A 17,063-nucleotide genomic window follows, 5' to 3' on the forward strand; every position below is an offset into this window, starting at 1 on the left:
GGTAGAGCTCACCTTTCCGAGAGGCTTTCTTGTGCTTGTCGGGGGTGGACACAAAGGATAGCTTCTGCGAATAATCATCGCAGGAACAATTGTCCTTTGATTGTTCCGAAGGCGCTTACGCTTTTCTATTTGAATGGTTGTCCACTCTTTTATAAAATATTTATGTTTTTCAAATAGAAATATGAATAAACAGCAAAAAATCGTCCTGCCAAATATGGAGGACGATTTTATTATTATTTATGGAAAGCAGGTTTATAAAATGATCTATTATCAAGTGCGAAGACTCTTTCAGTAAATTCACCTGGTTTTACCCGTTCAAGCGCACGGTCAAGCATATTCATTTTAGCGTCTAGATTATCAATATAATGAAGAATTTCCGCCTCTTTTATGAGCGGAGGCTTAGGGCTTCCCCATTCTGCCTTTCCGTGATGGGAAAGGACTAAATGCTGCAGAATAAGAACTTCTTCTCCTGTAATGGATAGCTCTTCTGCTGCTTTGCCAATTTCGTTAACCATGATCGTTATGTGGCCAAGTAAATTTCCTTCTATCGTATAAACGGTTGAAATTGGGCCAGATAGCTCAATTACCTTTCCTAAGTCATGGAGAATAATTCCCGAGTATAATAGATCTTTATCCAGACTTGGATAAAGGCCCGCTATCGCCTTTGCTAAATCAAGCATAGAAACTACATGATAAGCTAATCCTGAAACAAATTCATGATGATTTTTCGTTGCTGCCGGATATTCCAAAAATGCCTGCTGATGCTTTTTTAATAAATGACGCGTAATTCTCTGGAGATTTGGATTTTGCATTTCAAAAATGTATTGAGTGATTTTACTAATCATTTCATCGGCACTTAAAGGGGCTGTTTCAAGAAAATCAGCCAGTTTAACAGAATCACTTGAGGAGGCTGGGCGTATTTGTCTAATTCTGAGCTGATTACGCCCCCGATAGTTTAATATATCACCCGAAACTTTAACAATGGTCTCCGGCATATAGATCTTTTCATCACCGTCAGACACATCCCAAAGCTTCGCCTCTATTTCTCCACTCTGATCTTGAAAAATAAGGGTTAAAAAAGGCTTTCCATTACTTGCAATTCCTTTTGTTGCATTTTTTATCAATAAAAAAAGTTCGATCTGTTCACCAACTTCATAATAGACAATTCCTTTTGACATAAGTGGTCCAACGCTCCTTTCTATTAAAATAGTATATCATAGACAGATAAGAGTCTAACAGAAATCGATGGATAACCTATTGATTCCCTTTCAGTTTATTGGCATTCCCATCTCTTTACCAACTTCAACGATCTGCTCATCTAAGAAATAGGTTAATAAATGCTGATGGCAAGTAAAAAACAGAACCTGGCGCCCGTTTAATTGCTTAAGCAATTGAATAACTTTCTTTGTTCGATGTTGGTCAAAATTAACAAAGCTGTCATCAATAATGATAGGAAAAGAGAACTTTCCATAAATGGTAACTGCTAAAGCAAGCCTTAATGACACATAAACCAGTTCGGCCGTTGCTTGGCTTAGCTCATTGGCTTCAAATAATTGCTGATCCTTCCTTTGTATAAGGAATCCGCTTCCCTCTTGTTTTGGAAAGATTTTTATGTATCTGCCATCTGTTAAATACTTCAGATTTTCCTCTGCTTTTTCAAGCATTTTCGGAAGTCTCTCATTTTTAAATCGTTCAATCGTATGATTTAACATATCCTTTGCCAGAGCAAATTTGGCCCATTCACGTGCCCCTATGTCTAATTCTGACTGCTTATGCTTATATAAATGTAATAAATCAGCATAAGTGCCTCCTTCTTCTAACAATTGAATTTCATATTTTACCTTTGCGATGTCGCTTTGCAATATAGGAATATTTTCTTCATGTATTTTATGCTTTGTTGTATTGCTGTAAATTCGTTCATCTAAATCAGCAATTTCCCGAAAAGATTCCATTTCCTGTTCATTTAACGTGGCAATCTTTAACTGCCTCTGTAAATGAAGCAATTGTTCCTCGAGCGTCCGTTTCCTCTCATCAAGTTTTCCAGTTTCCCGGAAAGACTTTTCAGTTGTTACAAATGCTTGTTGAAATAGCTCTTCTTTTTTCCGTTTGAAATGATTCCATTCTAGCTGATATTTCTGTCTTTCTTCCTTTAGTTCATTAAACTTTTCCTTTCTTCCTTCATAAGCCATATTCTTTTCGATTTCTTCCTTTAATCGTTTTCTTAACGTATATGCCATTTCTTGAATGCTCGAATAAGTCAATCCTAAAAACTCATTACATTGATGCTCGATAGCTTCAACGATTTCATTAATTTTTGCTGTAATTAATTGATGCCTATCAATAGCCATTTTCTTTTCACGATAAAGCTTTTTTAGCTGTTCGATTAGCTCAAAGGCATCAGATAAATGGGCAAGGGCAATTTCTCTAGGCAAAAACAAGCCTTTTCCAAGTTCGATCATTTCCATTTCAGCCTTAACCATTTCATTTTCCCAAGTTTCATAGTCCAATAATACCCTTTCATATTGAGCATTTCTTTCTGTCCATTGAACTTTGAACTGAGTCAGCTGTCCTAATTGATTCCTGTCTTTAACAATGTCATGATCCGCATTTGCCGATTTCTTATTAAACAGATAAATTGAAAAAACAAGTCCAATGACACCAAGCAAAATGATTGGTAATGTTGATTCGAATATCCCCCAAGCAATCAAGACGGAAAAAAGTATCGAAAATATTGTGAATTGAGTCCTTTCCTGAACTCTTTTTCTCCGAATGTTTTCTTCCAAAGCTTTTCTTTCTGTTTCAGACTGAAGCTTTTTTTCATACTCCTTTATTTTATCTTCGATTTCCTCAAGCATCTGCTTTTCATTATTAAATCTTTCATCAAGGTCAATTTTTTTCAAATCGAGCCGCCGATATTTTTCCTGAGCGTTTTTGACTTTTTCTTTCATGAAGACACTTGTATTTATGGAGATTAAATCTTCCTCTTCAATGTTTAAATGAAGCTTTTCTCTTAAACTTAATTCTTCGTCCTTTAGCTGTGCACACCTTTCTTGCAGTTCCTTTTCTTCCTGTTCAAGCCTTTCATATAAAGATAGGCTTTCGACAGCCCTCATGATTTCATGCTCCTGACCTAGCAGATTGATATCAGGTGTGTTACTTCTAATCTCCTCTGCTAAAACAGACAGCCGATCGGTAAGGCTAGAAATATACCCTTCCAATGGCTTCATCAGTTCTTCAATTCTTTCTAATTTTAAATGACCATCAATTGGAAATTGAATATCCTCATACTCCTTTAATTCCTCTAAAATGGCCATTTCCTCTAGCTTGAGCGGCTGAATTTGCATCCAGGCTTCTAATTTTAGTTTCATCGAATGGAGCAGGGCTTGTTCTGCTTGTGTATCTGTCAGTTCTTTTTCTAAACGTTCTTTTTCACTTTTGAGTTTCCAATAATGCTCATTTTGCTGCTCAGCCTTTTTTAATTCACTGCGCAGATGCTTTAGCTCTCTAAGCTTTTCATTTAAGTATGGTTTTTTGCCATTTGGTTTAAAGCGGCTATCCATTTCCTTTTGCAATGAATTTTCAGCACGAACAAGCTGATCTGTTCCTAAAGCTCCAGCCGAAAATAGGAATTTCCCTAGATCTTCTCCTTTTATTTGATGTACATTTTGAATACCATGTATACTAAATGAAAAAATCGATTGAAATAAGGTTTTATTAACACGATGTAGAAGGTCTCTAAGAAGCTCTTCTCCTCCCCTAGTTCCATCCTCAAGCATCACATTTACATCTCCCGAGGCTTTCCCTTTAACCCTTTCTATGATCACGATCCCTTTTTCGTCTATATCTACAGTCATCCTGCCGCCGTATTTTGTGCCCTCTTTTGGTTCATATCTCAGCTCTGATTGAAGCTTCGTTGGGAATCCAAATAAAATACTATGAATAAATGACATAATCGTTGACTTCCCCGCCTCATTTTCTCCAAATAGAACTTGAAACTCATGCATATTAGTCATTTTCAAATCTGTAAATTTCCCAAAACCATAAATATGGATATCCTTAATTTTCATCCAATCACCTCCTATTGCTTATATAACATATTAACTAATAGTCTCTCTGCCTCTTTGGCAATCTCACTTTTCTCCTCATCTGATATACTGTGCAGAAGCCTTCTTGCATCTGGATGACTAAATAAAGTTGAAATGCTGCTGTCTAAGATGTCATATTGGTCTGCTGTCATAAAAAGCTCCGCGTAAAATTCCGATTCATTTGCCAATTGCTCTCGATTCCAATCGGCTTTTTCATTTATTGTTAAGCTAGAAACCCAAACAAACGCCTCTTCTTCCCATTCATCTTCCTGCAAAGCATCTAATAAATCCCCATTCGTTATGCTACTCATATCCTGTTTTGGCAGATTAACATCATTTAAGTCCAACGATACAATGGTTCCTTTATTTTCTACCCTAATCTCCTGCATTAGACTTTTGCAAATGTCATATATCTCTTGAAATGATGAAGCCTTGGAGACATCTACTTTCACTTCCTCCCAAAGAACTGCTGAAGTTTCAATAAACTGCAGCTCCGCCTCTTCCTCTGTTAATTGAACTAAGTAACAGCCCTTACTCCCTGTCTCCTTTCGATTCCTTCCTTGAACATTTCCTGAGTAAATAACTGGAGGAAATGTATGCAAGGTTTGGCGTTTATGTATGTGGCCAAGAGCCCAATAGTCAAATTCCTTATCAAGTAAATCCTTGATCGAAAAAGGGGCATATTTATCGTGTTCGTTATTCCCTTCCAAATGACCATGGAGAATCCCAATATGAAAATCCGCTCCCTGTTTCTTTTTATAATGATTGATCATTTTATCGTACACATGCCTTCTAGGATAGCTGAATCCATAAAGATGGACAGACACATTTTCATTCTTAACAAACCTGACTCCCTCTATCTCATGAGAGAAAATGTGGACATTATTTGGCATGGCTAGATGTGTCCAATTTCCTTCCATATGGTCGTGATTTCCATGAACAACATACACTGGAATATTTTTTTCATTCAGGCGCTCCATTTCTTTACAAAATCTAATCTGGGCACGAATACTGCGATTCTCCCCATCAAATAAATCACCTGCAATAATGACAAAATCCACTTGATGGATTAAGGCATTGTCTATAACTGTCTTTAATGCCTCAAAAGTGCTGTCTTGAAGTTTACTAAATATTTTCTGGGGCAAGTTCATTAACCCAATCATTGGACTATCCAAATGCAAATCTGCAGCATGGATAAATGTCAGCTTTTTCATTTGATAACCTCTCGATCTTTTTCCCCTAATTTTACCCTATTCTAAATACGAATGCACGTTCTTACAATCTAAACATTTTAGATAAGATCAAAGACTATTCTTTCTTAAAATTTCTCCGCTATTAACAAGATTTGCATACATAGTCTCCTATCCTCTGTAGGCATCTTGCTTATATGGATAAACATACTTTTTGACTAAAATGGATGTTTGTCCATACCCCGCTTCATTAGGATGAATATAAATATGGTATATAGGACACGCAGGGTAGATGTCCTTTCGAGTATAAGGAGAGAAATAACATGACTTTCGAAATTGGTATGACTATATTTGTCTTTATTGTCACAATGTTAGTCATTTTTTGGAGACCAAAAGGGTTAAATGAGGCGTGGCCAGCTTCTGTTGGAGCCCTGATTATTTTACTTACCGGGATTGTATCAAAAGCAAACATTCTCGATATTATAGATAAAATTGGCGGTGCCTCAATTACGATTATGGCAACCATTGTCATGGCTGTCATACTAGAAAGCTTTGGATTTTTTCACTGGGCAGCTGCCAGACTTGCAAATTTATCAAGGGGCTCTGGCTATAGGCTATATTGGTATATTCAATTACTATGTTTCTTAATGACACTATTATTTAATAATGATGGCAGCATCCTAATTACCACTCCTCTATTAATCATCCTTCTTAGAAATCTACGGCTAAAACCACATCAAATGATCCCCTATTTATTGAGTGGAGCTTTAATCGCTACTGCATCTAGTGCACCAATCGGCGTAAGTAATATTGTCAATTTAATAGCTTTAAAAATTATAGACATGTCGTTATATATGCATACGGCCATGATGTTTGTACCAGCGACATTGGGATTATTATTTATGGCAACGATTATGTTTCTAGTTTTAAAGAAGAAGCTTCCAAAGCAATTGCCGGCCACAAAGGATGAAATAGACGAGGTTTTTTTCACAAAGCATTTTCATCCTCTAAAAAAGTCACTATCTGTTGAAACGAAAAAGAAGAGAACAAAACTAATGTTAAAAGTATTATTATTTGTTTTCGTCATGCGCTGCTTGCTTTTCGTTGCATCCTATTTAGCTATTCCGATTGAATTAGTCGCTGTATTAGGATCACTCGGCTTACTTATGTGGAGATGGTATCATTTAGGAACAAATCCAGTAGATATCATAAAGAAAACACCATGGCATATTCTCATATTTGCTTTTTCAATGTATGTGATCATTTATGGGCTTAATAATGTGGGGCTTACAGAATTACTCGTTCAAACTTTTGAACCAATTGTAAATAGAGGATTGTTTCAAGCAAGCTTTATAATGGGCGGACTCGTTTCCATCCTTTCCAACATATTTAATAACCACCCAGCATTAATGATCGGGACCATTACTTTGACTGAAATGGGACTAGATGCGATTACATTAAAGACCATTTATTTAGCTAATATTATTGGCAGCGATATGGGATCCTTATTACTGCCAATCGGGACACTCGCTTCCCTCATTTGGATGCATATATTGAGGAAATATAAAATTAAAATAAAATGGAAGGACTATCTTAGTGTATCCATCCTTGTCATTCCAATCTCTACAATCGTTACATTGTTTCTTCTCTATTACTGGGTGCAGATGGTGTTTGCATAAAAGAAGGCTCTGCACTGTGCAGAGCCTTTTAATCTTTTATTCATTTTTCGTAAGCTGCAAAGCCTTTTTAATATCCTTAAAGGAGTTTGATTTGCCATACATGAGAACTCCCCCTTTATATACCTTTGCACCGAATATGGCCAAAATTACAATCGTGATGATCAATATCGCAATGCCTAATAACGGCTCCCAGACTGGCAATGTCAGCATTCCTACCCGCATAAACATAAGCATCGGCGTGAAAAATGGAATATAAGAGGCAATCGTCATAAAAGACGTATCCGGCTGGCTTAGTCCAAACATGGATATCATAAATCCTGCCACAACAAGCATCGTCATCGGCATAATCATTTGTTGGACATCTTCAATCCGGCTGACAAGCGATCCAAGAAATGCAGCTAATGTTGCATATAAGAAGTATCCTAGTAAAAAGAATACGAGAGCATAAATAATAGACGAAATCGGAATATCACTAAACCCGAAAACTTCGAAAAAACCGCCTTGCATGCTTTCCATATTTCTCTTTACAAAATAAAAACCAACAACTAGGATAATTCCCATTTGCGTTAAACTAAGCAAGGCTATTCCAATAATCTTTGCAAACATTTGCTTAACAGGTGCTACGCTTGAAATAAGAATTTCCATTACACGTGAGGATTTTTCTGTAGCAACCTCCATGGCAATCATATTCGCGTATAAAATAACAGCGAAATAAATGATAAAGAGCAGGACATAGACGAGCCCTCTTGCCTGGTTTAATTCTTCTTCCGTTTTTGCATTTTCTTCAAGTGCGATTTTACTAAAGGAAACTGGCTCATAGAGCTTGCCTAATTGATCCTGAGATAAATTTATTTTTGAAGCTGCAAGCTCTGTCTTTATTTGCTGCAAGTAGTGCTGAAGTTCTGAAGAAAGTGCAGTATCAGCAATGCTTCTTGCTTTATAAGCGGCTTCCGGCAACCCTTCCGGATTATGGGATAGGATGAGCAAGCCTTCATATTCATCCATTTTCACTGCGTTTTCTGCATCTTTTACACTACCATTAAAGGTTTTAAGCTGAATATCACTATTGTTCATTTTCAATTGGTTCAATAAAGGATTGATTAGTTCTCCCGTTTCGTCTATGACAGCTATCGTTTCTTCAGATCCTTCACCTTTATTGAAAAAGTCCATAATTCTAAACATATTAGTTAGGCCCGCTACAATTAGCACTGTGATAAGCGTTGTAATAATAAATGATTTTGTTTTGAGCTTGGAAAAGTATGTATGACCAAGAATGATCCAAAAATTACTCATAGGAAGCACCCACCTTCTCAATAAAAATATCATTCAATGAAGGCTCTTCAAGTGCAAACTTTCGAATAAATCCTTTTCCAACAATCTCCTTCAAGACTCTCTCTGCAATGTCTTCACTTTCGATTTGCAAATGGATGCCTTCAGTCGTTTGCCGAGCCCTTGAAACTCCAGGATAATTCTTTAAATACTCAAGGCTGAAGTCAGCATGAATAACTAAATTCTTTTTCCCGAATGAACGTTTGATTTCTTTTAGGGCCCCTTTCACAACTGGCTTCCCTCTATGCATGATGCACAAATGCTCACACATTTCTTCCACATGCTCCATGCGATGGGAAGAGAAAACAATCGTAGTCCCTTTATTCTTCAATTCAATAACAGCATCTTTAAGCTGTTCCACATTTACTGGATCTAAACCGCTAAAAGGTTCATCGAGAATTAATAATTTTGGTTTATGTATGACCGCTGTAATAAATTGGATTTTTTGTTGGTTCCCCTTAGAAAGCTCCTCGACTTTTTTATCCACATATTCAGGTACTTTAAACCGGTTCAGCCAGTAGTCAAGCTCCTTCAATATTTCTTGTTTATGCATTCCCCTTAATCTCGCTAAATACACAATTTGATCCTTAACCTTAAGCTTCGGGTATAACCCTCTTTCCTCTGGCAGGTACCCAATAAGCGGACTAGTAGAATAATCAATCCGTTTTCCGTCCCATGTGATATTCCCTTCACTTGCATCAATTAAGCCAAGAATCATTCGAAAAGTTGTCGTTTTTCCCGCTCCGTTCGCCCCAAGAAAGCCAAACATTTCTTTTTCGGGAATCGTTATTGAAAGGTCATCAACAGCTGTAAACTTTCCAAAGCGCTTTGTTACATGCTCTAATTTTAATCCCATTTCATACTCCTCCTATCCTCTTACTTATACGATTAATATAGAAAAAAGGTTCAAATACTTTTTCATTTTTTCCTATTTGATCTCCATTAATAAAGACTTTGCACAAATCCGAAAATTATGGAAAAATAATAGTAATCACTATTATTAGGATCAAGGAGGATTTTTTATGAAGACATATAAATTAACTGTTTTTGAAAAAAGTGGAGAAAAGCTTTTAGACGAGGCCTTTCAAGCAGGAGATGATATAGAGGCAAAAGGGAAGGGCGAGCAAATGATAAAGGAAAAAGGCTTCGATGAAAAAACATATCGCTGCACTTCTCCTTCTGGGAAACTCATTTTATTTCATTCTTAATGGACTTAAATGGCGATAGCAAAAAAGAACTGAAGCTAACCTTTTTTGCTTTTCGCTCACATTATTTTCCGATAAATACAGGTTTTCTTTTTTCGATGAACGCTTGAATGCCCTCTTGGTGATCTTGCGTTTGCGTCATTTTATACTGACCCGCTTTTTCAAGCTCGAGGATTTTATTTAGTTCTAGGAGGTTTTTTTCTATAAAGATTTTTTTCGTTTCAATCATGGCTTTTACTGGGCTTCTTAGCCAAGTATTTATTTTTTTGTCTAGTACATTGTTCAGCTCCTCTTCAACTGCCTCATGAATAAGACCTAGCTGATAAGCCTCATCAGCAGCTAATGGCCTCCCTTCCCAAATGAGGTGCTTTGCTTTATCTTCTCCAAGACGCTTTTCTAAGAAATAATGGGCCGCACCATCAGGAATTAAGGCGATTCCAATAAAATTCATCGCAATCTTGCTCGATTTCTCAGCTATCACATAATCAGTCGCTAAGGCAAGGCTAAGACCAAGACCTGCAGCTGCACCCGAAATTGCACTAATTGTTAATTTAGGCATGCAATAAAGCTCTTTTACGACTGTACTAATGCTATCCATCACTTCAGGAAAGGCACTTTTATCAGTTGACGATAACATCGTTTTAATGTCTCCCCCTGAACAGAAAGCCCGTCCTTTTCCTGTCAAGACAACAATATCAACCTCATCAACAGTAGTAACCTTCTTTAATACAGCAGCCAGATCCTTAAGCATTTCTACGCTTAACGCATTAAGGGAATCTGGTCTGTTCAGCTCAATTGTAGCCACACGTCCATGAATTACCAAATTTACTGTTTCAGTTCCAAAGTCAATAGTCAATCTAACCCCTCCCTTTCTTTAAATCTAATTATAATGACTTTCATCATATTTAAAAACTTAAATGAACGATTATTCATAATATTATTGATAATAATTTGAACAGCCAAAATGAGAAACGACCGTAAAAAAATACGGCCGCATACTTTACCTATTTTGTCTCGGTCAGATCCTTTTGTACCTGATCTCTTAGTGCCATCTTCAGAAACTTGCCAACGGAGGTTTTCGGAATTTCATTTAAGAATAATATCTCATCTGGAAGCCACCATTTGGCAAATTGCGGCTTTAAAAATTCCAATATTTCTTGTTTGTCTACTTTACCTTGATAAGCTTCTTTTAGGACTACACACGCAACTGGACGCTCCTGCCATTCTTCATGAGGTACAGCTACTACAGCTGCCTCAAAGACAGCCTCATGTGCCATCAAGGCGTTTTCAATATCAACAGAGGAAATCCACTCTCCGCCACTCTTAATCAAATCCATCGTTCGGTCGACAATTTTCATAAAGCCTTCCTCATCGATGGTGACCACATCCCCTGTGTAGAGCCACCCATCACGAAACGCCTCAGACGTTCGTTCGTCCTTATAATATTCTGAGGCAATCCAAGGTCCCCGAATAGCAAGCTCCCCCATTTCCTTTCCATCCCAAGTTGCTTCTCCATCCTTCCCGACAATTTTCATTTCAAGTCCTGGAACGAGAATGCCCTGCTTTGCTTTCAAGTCTAGACGCTCCTCATAGGAAAGCTCTTCCTGATAGCTTTTTAAGGTAGAAATTACGACTAATGGACTCGTTTCAGTCATCCCATAAGCATGCATGAAAGGAATATTGTGCTTTTGTTCAAAGGCTTTGATCATCCCTTTCGGTGCTGCAGAACCGCCACATAGGACTGAACGCAGTGAGCTCATATCATACTTGTTTTCGTCAAGCTCCTTTAATAATCCCAGCCAAATCGTTGGAACACCTGCTGTTATGGTCACCTTTTCCTCTTGAATGAGTTCAGCTAATAGCCTTGGAGTAAAATACGGACCCGGCATAACTAGGTTTGTGCCAAACCAAACAGCTGCAAACGGCAATCCCCATGCATTAACATGAAACATCGGAACGACCGGCATGGCAATATCCTTCTCACTAACCCCCGCACTATCTGCCATTCCTAATGCCATACTGTGAAGGACGATTCCGCGATGAGAATAGATGACACCTTTTGGATTCCCTGTCGTGGCTGACGTATAGCACATGCCAGCTGGAGCATTTTCATCAAGATCATCTGGATAATCATAGTCACCCGTAGCCTCTTCAAGTAACTGCTCGTAATGGTAAACAGGAGATAAAGTTGTTTCAGGAAGCTCTTCATCATCCGTCATGATGATAAATGCTTTCACATTCGGCAACTTGTCCTTTACTGCTTCAATCAACGGGAGGATATCTGAGTCAATTAAAAGAACTTTATCCTCTGCATGATTAATAATAAAAACAATATGCTGCGGAGATAGGCGAATATTAATCGTATGGAGTACGGCCCCGCTGCATGGAATCGCAAAATACGCTTCCAAATGGCGGTGGTGATTCCAAGCTAGAGTCCCTATCTTATCTCCTCTTTCCACTCCTAGCTTTTGGAGACTTTCAGCAAGCCTTCTTGTCCGGTCAGCTATCTGCTTATATGTAAACCGCTGAATCCCGCTCGCTGTTCTTGATACAACCTGTTTCTTTGGAAAAAATCTTTCCGCTCTCTTGATCATTTGCGTCATTGTTAAAGGTGTTTGCATCATCATATTCGATTCCTCCCTTAAATTAAGCGCTTACATTCTATTCAATGAAGTGTATGATCTTTTGTACCTAAAACATTCTATTTAATTTAGAAAAACCCTTCTTATTTTCTAAATTTTCAAAAATATCATCATTAAGAAAAACCCCTGCTGTTTTAAACAAGGGTTTCTTGTGTATCAAATAATTCACTTAATAATCTCAACTTCTCATCTGTGTATTTCTCAAAGCTTTCATTGTATGTTTTTGGGTCCTTCGGATTGGCAAATTGTGTGATTTTCCCTGTGGTCGGATGGACAAATTTACTAGCTGCGCCACAACCCAGACCAATTATCGTCTGCTGCTCTTCCATGATCATAATATTATAGATACTGTCCTGACCGGGAAGTGAGTAGCCAACATTCTCAAGATTGCCAAGGATATTTTTTTGTCTATATAAATAATATGGGGTATAGTTATGCTCTTTTGTCCAATTCTCAGCCGTGTCCATCATCTTTTCAATTTCATTTCGATCGGCTACCTTGTATTTTTCCTTGTTTTTCGTCATTTCGGAAGCACGTTTGAAAGAAAGAGTATGCACAGTAAGCGATTCTGGCAAGAGCTTTTCTGTTTCACTTAGTGTGTGTGAAAATTCCGGCATGCCTTCACCTGGGAGCCCAATAATTAAATCCATATTAATATTATTCATGCCCATATTTCGTGCTAAATGGAACTTTTCTATCGTTTCTTCAACAGTATGATGTCTTCCAATCGCTTTTAATGTTTCCTGAATATAGGACTGCGGATTAATGCTAATCCGATCTATTTTCCACTTTTTTAACACTTCGAGCTTTTCAGTTGTGATCGTGTCCGGCCTTCCTGCTTCAACGGTAATTTCACGTATCTTTTCCACATCAGGGAATGAGGTATACATTTCTTCATAAAGCATATCCATCTCATCAGCGGTAATACTTGTAGGGGTGCCCCCGCCGTAGTAAACTGTCGTGATTTTCACCTTATTTTCTTTAAGCCAGTCCCCAACCTTCCTCATTTCATAATGAAGACCTCCTAAGAATGAATCAACAGACCCTTGCCGTCCATTAATGGCATAAGCCGGGAATGTACAATAGGCACACTTTGTTGGGCAGAATGGAATTCCAATATAAATGCTGACTTCATTTTGAAGCTCATAAAGGTCAGGTACAACAGTCAGTTGCCTGTCAACAATTTGCTGCATAAGCTGGATCTTTTCATCTGTAATTAAGTAATCCTCTTTTAATTGATGATGTGCCTCGGCCATAGGTGTTTTCATTTTCATATGGCGATGCAGAAGCTTTGTTGGACGGATTCCAGTAAGGATTCCCCACTTTTGACTAATGCCAGTCCACTCTTGTAGAACCTTTAAATATACATGGGAAACGGCAGTTTTAATTTGCTTAAAATGCTCTTTCTCTGACTCTGTATCTATTAATAAAGCTTCATAGGATGCTGCCTTCTCCATCCTATCCCGATCTGTAAGCGAAGCTTTAACACGAATAGATTCTTTTGCTTCCAGATTAATAACGATCTTTAAATCCTCATCATAATGAGAATTCAAGGACACTTGGCATTCCTCAAAAAATAAATTTGCGATCAGTTGAAGCGGACGCAGAAACCGCTCATCTTGTAACCCTGTAACTAAAATTTGCAATGCAATCACCTTTTTATCAATATAGTGAAACTACCATCAAAATAGATTTGATGGCAGTTAGAATTGTATTATTATGAACCTATTTAAGTGTACAGAAATGATTATTTAAGGTCAATATGTAAAGAGCTGATCTGTTAAGATCAACTCCTTTTGAATAAAACTATTTCAATAAATTCATTTTCTTCAAAAATTCAATCGGATGCTGCTTTCTGAAATGCTCCTTCACCATATAGGTAACGCCGTGCTGATTATTCAGACGTGTGACCCAATCCGCTGCTTTTTTAACTTCTACAGGTGCATTTCCCATGGCAACACCGAGTCCGGCAGCTTCAATCATGCCAAGATCATCGAGGCCATCCCCAATCACAACCATTTCACTGCGGGCAATATCTAAGTGGTCTCCTAAATACAACAAACCATTAAGCTTGGAAACTCCAGCTGGTATTATATCGATACGGAGATTGTTCAGCTGGAGAATATCAATTTCTGAAAACATCCCTTTTATGGCTGCCGTTGCATCCAATTGATCTGTTTCATCCTCAAAATAAACTTCTATTTTCGGAGGATTGGCAGGGTCATCGAGGATCGTATCACTTAAGGAATCGACAAATTGCTGAGAATAAAAAATCGGATCTCCTGATGAAAAGACGGTCTTAGCAAGCATATTATGATTTAGCTTAGATTTGTTGGCTAACGAATATTTTTCATGAACCAATCGAATCTGACAGGAAAATCCTTCAAGCAACCTCACAATTTCATAAGTTACATCCTCTGCAATCCGCCTGACAAAAATGGGTTTATCCCGTGAGCTGGCAATATAAGCTCCACTATGTGCGACAATGGATGAGTCTAATTTTAGTGCTTTTGCCACTTTTTTTGCGGATGGAAAGCTTCTTGCCGTTACTAGTGTTACATAGATACCTTTTTGCTGCACATATTCGATCGCTTCTTTTGTAGATTTATGAAGTCTTCCATTTGATTGAAGAAGAGTGCCATCAATATTTAACGCTAACAGCCTGTAAATCATCATATTGCCCCCTATTCGTGGAGTGTAAAATTGTCCTATTACACTTTTATGAAAGGAGAAAAAGGAATAGAACAATCCCTGTGAAAACTTCATTCCCTGAAAAATTTACCAATTTAAAAAATGTATAAAGAGTAATTATTCAATTAAAAATAGGACTGTAACATTTAATTACACCAAAGGAGATGATTTACATGGCAAGAAGCAACAATTCAAATCAGCTAGTAGTACCAGGAGTTTCTCAGGCAATTGAGCAAATGAAGTACGAAATTGCAACAGAATTCGGTGTGAACCTTGGCCCAGAAACATCTTCAAGAGCTAATGGTTCAGTTGGTGGAGAAATTACGAAGCGCCTTGTACAAATGGCTGAGCAGCAGCTTGGCGGCAGGTTTTAAAGAATCAACTCAATAATTACATATGAAAAACCGCTCCTAAAATAAGGAGCGGTTTTCATATCCAAATATGGAATTAACCTAGTGGTCCATATAATTCTTCAAGTGGTTTCATAATGATTTTATTTAACTCAGCAATAAGCATGCTCATCCTCTGCTCTGCTTCCATTAGCTTGGCTATTTTAGGATTTTGCTGTACGAGTGCTACAGATTTTTGTGCCTGCTCAACCTCTGCCTGAGATATATCCTGCCCCATCATTTGTTTTTGTTGAAGCTGCATTTGAATATGGCGAAAGTTATCAAACATCGCCTTTGCTGATGGATCAGCATTGACCTCAGCATAAGCTTGCTTCAAAATTAAATATTCATTGCTTTGCCTTACTGCTCTCTCAAGTTCACCTGCGATATTAAATAAATTAACTGCCATCTTTTGAATCCCCTTTCCATTTTGGGCAATCACTTCACTATACCAAACTATGCCATTCATTGCGAGGTGTGTATCTGATAATTGGTAAACTGCTCTAAAGCAGAATGGCCAAAATCCCTTGAAATAGACCAATAATTCCACCAAGCAATGCCCCTAGAAGTGTAATCATTTTTAATTCGCTATTAATAATGGTTAGTACCATTTCTTCCAGTCTCTCGACAGAGAATGCTTCTACTTGCTCCCGAATAATTTCTTGTAATCGAAGCCTCTCCATTAACACATCTACCCGGCTAGTTAGCCATTCTCCAAAAAACTCAACACCCTTGGGCACAATTGAATCAATGATTTCTGACCGGTAAGCTTCACTCAATTTAGAAATCGGTGCATGAAATAATTGTTCTAATTTTATGACATTATTAACACTTTTCTTCACAAAAGAAAGGATTTCTTCTTTATTAAATTGCTCTTCAATCTTAGCAGCTTCCCATTCAAGGATTTTATCCCATTCTTTTTTTATTAGTGAAGTGATTATATCAGCTGTACCCTCATTCTTTAAAAACTTGATAATTTCCGGCTGTATCTTATCAGCTATATTGATGTTTCCCATAAACATTTGCATCATACTTCCAAGAACACCACTTCGTTCCTTTAAAAAATCATCGGCCATTTTCTGAATTCGCAAATTACCTTCAAGGCTTGAAAAATAATCAACCCCTTTTTGAAGAATAAACTTGCTGATTTCGGGGATTTTTCCATTTACTTTTTCGATCATTTTTTCTGGAATAATCATTTTTAATGGCTGATCTCGATATTTCTCCAGTATACTTTCAAATTTTTGCTCTACAACCTCATTCAAACGCTTTTCTGTTTTCTCGTGGACATTTTTTATCCCTAAGTTATCCAATAATTGTGCAGGGCTTTTCTCACTAATTAAGAAACTATCCAGTTCCCTTTGAACAACTGCTGTCATTTCCTTTTGAAAATTGTCATTTAAAAATTTCCTTTTAATACTTTCAGGTGTTAAAAGATGGTTAACGACCATCTTCCCCATTTGTACTGCAAGCTCGTCTCGGCGCCTTGGGATTAAACCGGGTGTAAATGGAACTCTCCACTTTCCAATATATAAAGCTTTATAAGGCCTAAATAGCATTTTTATGGCAAGGTAATTGGTGAACCCATTAATAACTGCCCCAATAGTTACCATTAATAAAATTGTCAATAAAATTTTCATGTGATTGAACATCTACCTTCCATCTGGACTTGCGCACAATTTTAACCTTTTTTACATACGATACTTTATCAGCTTTTGCCTATTTTTTCATTATTAATGCGTTAGTGAAACTTCATTCTGTGGGGGAGTTCCTTCATCCCCCGCAGAATGTTAGTTGCGGCCCACAGGATGTGGGTCACACAGACGTTGCCACAGGACGTGGCGTTCTTAGTC

General features: G+C 37.6%; 14 protein-coding genes. 3 read left to right on the forward strand and 11 right to left on the reverse strand.

Annotated elements, in window-relative coordinates; all coding sequences use genetic code 11:
• Positions 1 to 233: 233 nt before the first annotated feature.
• The 3 genes from yhaM to V7164_RS20700 all read right to left on the reverse strand — a co-directional run bounded on the left by yhaM (position 234) and on the right by V7164_RS20700 (position 5,299).
• The gene (gene yhaM, locus V7164_RS20690; RefSeq protein ID WP_335355105.1) at positions 234 to 1,178 is read right to left on the reverse strand and encodes a 3'-5' exoribonuclease YhaM; all 945 of its coding nucleotides are present in this window, start codon (positions 1,176 to 1,178) and stop codon (positions 234 to 236) included.
• Positions 1,179 to 1,268: 90 nt separating this feature from the next.
• Positions 1,269 to 4,067 carry an ATP-binding protein gene (locus tag V7164_RS20695; RefSeq protein ID WP_335355106.1) on the reverse strand — a complete coding sequence of 933 codons (2,799 nt, stop codon included), beginning with the start codon at positions 4,065 to 4,067 and terminating at the stop codon, positions 1,269 to 1,271.
• An 11-nt stretch (positions 4,068 to 4,078) separates the two neighbouring features.
• Entirely contained in the window at positions 4,079 to 5,299 is a 1,221-nt protein-coding gene (locus V7164_RS20700; RefSeq protein WP_335355107.1) for a metallophosphoesterase family protein, read from the reverse strand.
• Positions 5,300 to 5,598: 299 nt separating this feature from the next.
• Here V7164_RS20700 and V7164_RS20705 point away from each other — a divergent pair, with 299 nt between their 5' ends.
• Positions 5,599 to 6,954, forward strand: a complete 1,356-nt coding sequence (locus V7164_RS20705; protein ID WP_335344881.1) for an arsenic transporter — start codon at positions 5,599 to 5,601, stop codon at positions 6,952 to 6,954.
• A gap of 36 nt (positions 6,955 to 6,990) precedes the next feature.
• On the opposite strand, the gene V7164_RS20710 is transcribed toward V7164_RS20705, so the two are convergent.
• Positions 6,991 to 8,247, reverse strand: a complete 1,257-nt coding sequence (locus V7164_RS20710) for an ABC transporter permease (protein WP_335355108.1) — start codon at positions 8,245 to 8,247, stop codon at positions 6,991 to 6,993.
• Entirely contained in the window at positions 8,240 to 9,139 is a 900-nt protein-coding gene (locus V7164_RS20715) for an ABC transporter ATP-binding protein (RefSeq protein WP_335355109.1), read from the reverse strand. Before V7164_RS20715 ends, V7164_RS20710 begins: the two co-directional genes overlap by 8 nt.
• Before the next feature lie 166 nt (positions 9,140 to 9,305).
• Between V7164_RS20715 and V7164_RS20720 the strand changes: the two genes are divergently transcribed.
• The gene (locus V7164_RS20720) at positions 9,306 to 9,491 is read left to right on the forward strand and encodes a YhzD family protein (RefSeq protein WP_335355110.1); all 186 of its coding nucleotides are present in this window, start codon (positions 9,306 to 9,308) and stop codon (positions 9,489 to 9,491) included.
• A 61-nt stretch (positions 9,492 to 9,552) separates the two neighbouring features.
• Here the strand turns inward: V7164_RS20720 and V7164_RS20725 are convergent, their stop codons facing one another.
• The 4 genes from V7164_RS20725 to V7164_RS20740 all read right to left on the reverse strand — a co-directional run bounded on the left by V7164_RS20725 (position 9,553) and on the right by V7164_RS20740 (position 14,803).
• Positions 9,553 to 10,344 carry an enoyl-CoA hydratase gene (locus V7164_RS20725; RefSeq protein ID WP_335355111.1) on the reverse strand — a complete coding sequence of 264 codons (792 nt, stop codon included), beginning with the start codon at positions 10,342 to 10,344 and terminating at the stop codon, positions 9,553 to 9,555.
• 148 nt (positions 10,345 to 10,492) lie between these two features.
• Positions 10,493 to 12,112, reverse strand: a complete 1,620-nt coding sequence (locus tag V7164_RS20730) for a long-chain fatty acid--CoA ligase (RefSeq protein WP_335355146.1) — start codon at positions 12,110 to 12,112, stop codon at positions 10,493 to 10,495.
• Positions 12,113 to 12,264: 152 nt separating this feature from the next.
• Positions 12,265 to 13,776, reverse strand: coding sequence for a coproporphyrinogen III oxidase (locus V7164_RS20735; protein WP_335355112.1), 1,512 nt, complete (start codon positions 13,774 to 13,776; stop codon positions 12,265 to 12,267).
• A 160-nt stretch (positions 13,777 to 13,936) separates the two neighbouring features.
• Positions 13,937 to 14,803: a Cof-type HAD-IIB family hydrolase gene (locus V7164_RS20740; protein ID WP_335355147.1), complete on the reverse strand. Its 867-nt coding sequence runs from the start codon at positions 14,801 to 14,803 to the stop codon at positions 13,937 to 13,939.
• A 191-nt stretch (positions 14,804 to 14,994) separates the two neighbouring features.
• Here V7164_RS20740 and V7164_RS20745 point away from each other — a divergent pair, with 191 nt between their 5' ends.
• The gene (locus tag V7164_RS20745; RefSeq protein ID WP_066295079.1) at positions 14,995 to 15,195 is read left to right on the forward strand and encodes an alpha/beta-type small acid-soluble spore protein; all 201 of its coding nucleotides are present in this window, start codon (positions 14,995 to 14,997) and stop codon (positions 15,193 to 15,195) included.
• A 73-nt stretch (positions 15,196 to 15,268) separates the two neighbouring features.
• Here V7164_RS20745 and V7164_RS20750 read toward each other — a convergent pair whose 3' ends face one another.
• A complete protein-coding gene (locus tag V7164_RS20750; protein WP_335355148.1) occupies positions 15,269 to 15,619 on the reverse strand; it encodes a YlbF family regulator in 351 nt (116 codons plus the stop codon).
• Positions 15,620 to 15,713: 94 nt separating this feature from the next.
• Positions 15,714 to 16,850 (reverse strand): DUF445 domain-containing protein, encoded by a 1,137-nt coding sequence (locus V7164_RS20755; RefSeq protein WP_335355113.1) that lies wholly within the window; start codon positions 16,848 to 16,850, stop codon positions 15,714 to 15,716.
• Positions 16,851 to 17,063 lie beyond the last annotated feature (213 nt).

Origin of the sequence: Bacillus sp. JJ1474 (genome assembly GCF_036965225.1) — a bacterium.
In the GTDB taxonomy this organism is placed as follows: Bacteria; Bacillota; Bacilli; order Bacillales; family Cytobacillaceae; genus Cytobacillus.

Excerpts from the sequence above, each read along its gene's own strand:
- V7164_RS20710 (WP_335355108.1), bottom strand. The coding sequence starts at position 8,247 with ATGAGTAATTTTTGGATCATTCTTGGTCATACATACTTTTCCAAGCTC.
- V7164_RS20755 (WP_335355113.1), bottom strand. The coding sequence starts at position 16,850 with ATGAAAATTTTATTGACAATTTTATTAATGGTAACTATTGGGGCAGTT.
- V7164_RS20750 (WP_335355148.1), bottom strand. The coding sequence starts at position 15,619 with ATGGCAGTTAATTTATTTAATATCGCAGGTGAACTTGAGAGAGCAGTA.
- V7164_RS20700 (WP_335355107.1), bottom strand. The coding sequence starts at position 5,299 with ATGAAAAAGCTGACATTTATCCATGCTGCAGATTTGCATTTGGATAGT.
- V7164_RS20705 (WP_335344881.1), top strand. The coding sequence starts at position 5,599 with ATGACTTTCGAAATTGGTATGACTATATTTGTCTTTATTGTCACAATG.
- V7164_RS20745 (WP_066295079.1), top strand. The coding sequence starts at position 14,995 with ATGGCAAGAAGCAACAATTCAAATCAGCTAGTAGTACCAGGAGTTTCT.
- yhaM (WP_335355105.1), bottom strand. The coding sequence starts at position 1,178 with ATGTCAAAAGGAATTGTCTATTATGAAGTTGGTGAACAGATCGAACTT.
- V7164_RS20715 (WP_335355109.1), bottom strand. The coding sequence starts at position 9,139 with ATGGGATTAAAATTAGAGCATGTAACAAAGCGCTTTGGAAAGTTTACA.
- V7164_RS20695 (WP_335355106.1), bottom strand. The coding sequence starts at position 4,067 with ATGAAAATTAAGGATATCCATATTTATGGTTTTGGGAAATTTACAGAT.
- V7164_RS20730 (WP_335355146.1), bottom strand. The coding sequence starts at position 12,112 with ATGATGCAAACACCTTTAACAATGACGCAAATGATCAAGAGAGCGGAA.
- V7164_RS20740 (WP_335355147.1), bottom strand. The coding sequence starts at position 14,803 with ATGATTTACAGGCTGTTAGCGTTAAATATTGATGGCACTCTTCTTCAA.
- V7164_RS20720 (WP_335355110.1), top strand. The coding sequence starts at position 9,306 with ATGAAGACATATAAATTAACTGTTTTTGAAAAAAGTGGAGAAAAGCTT.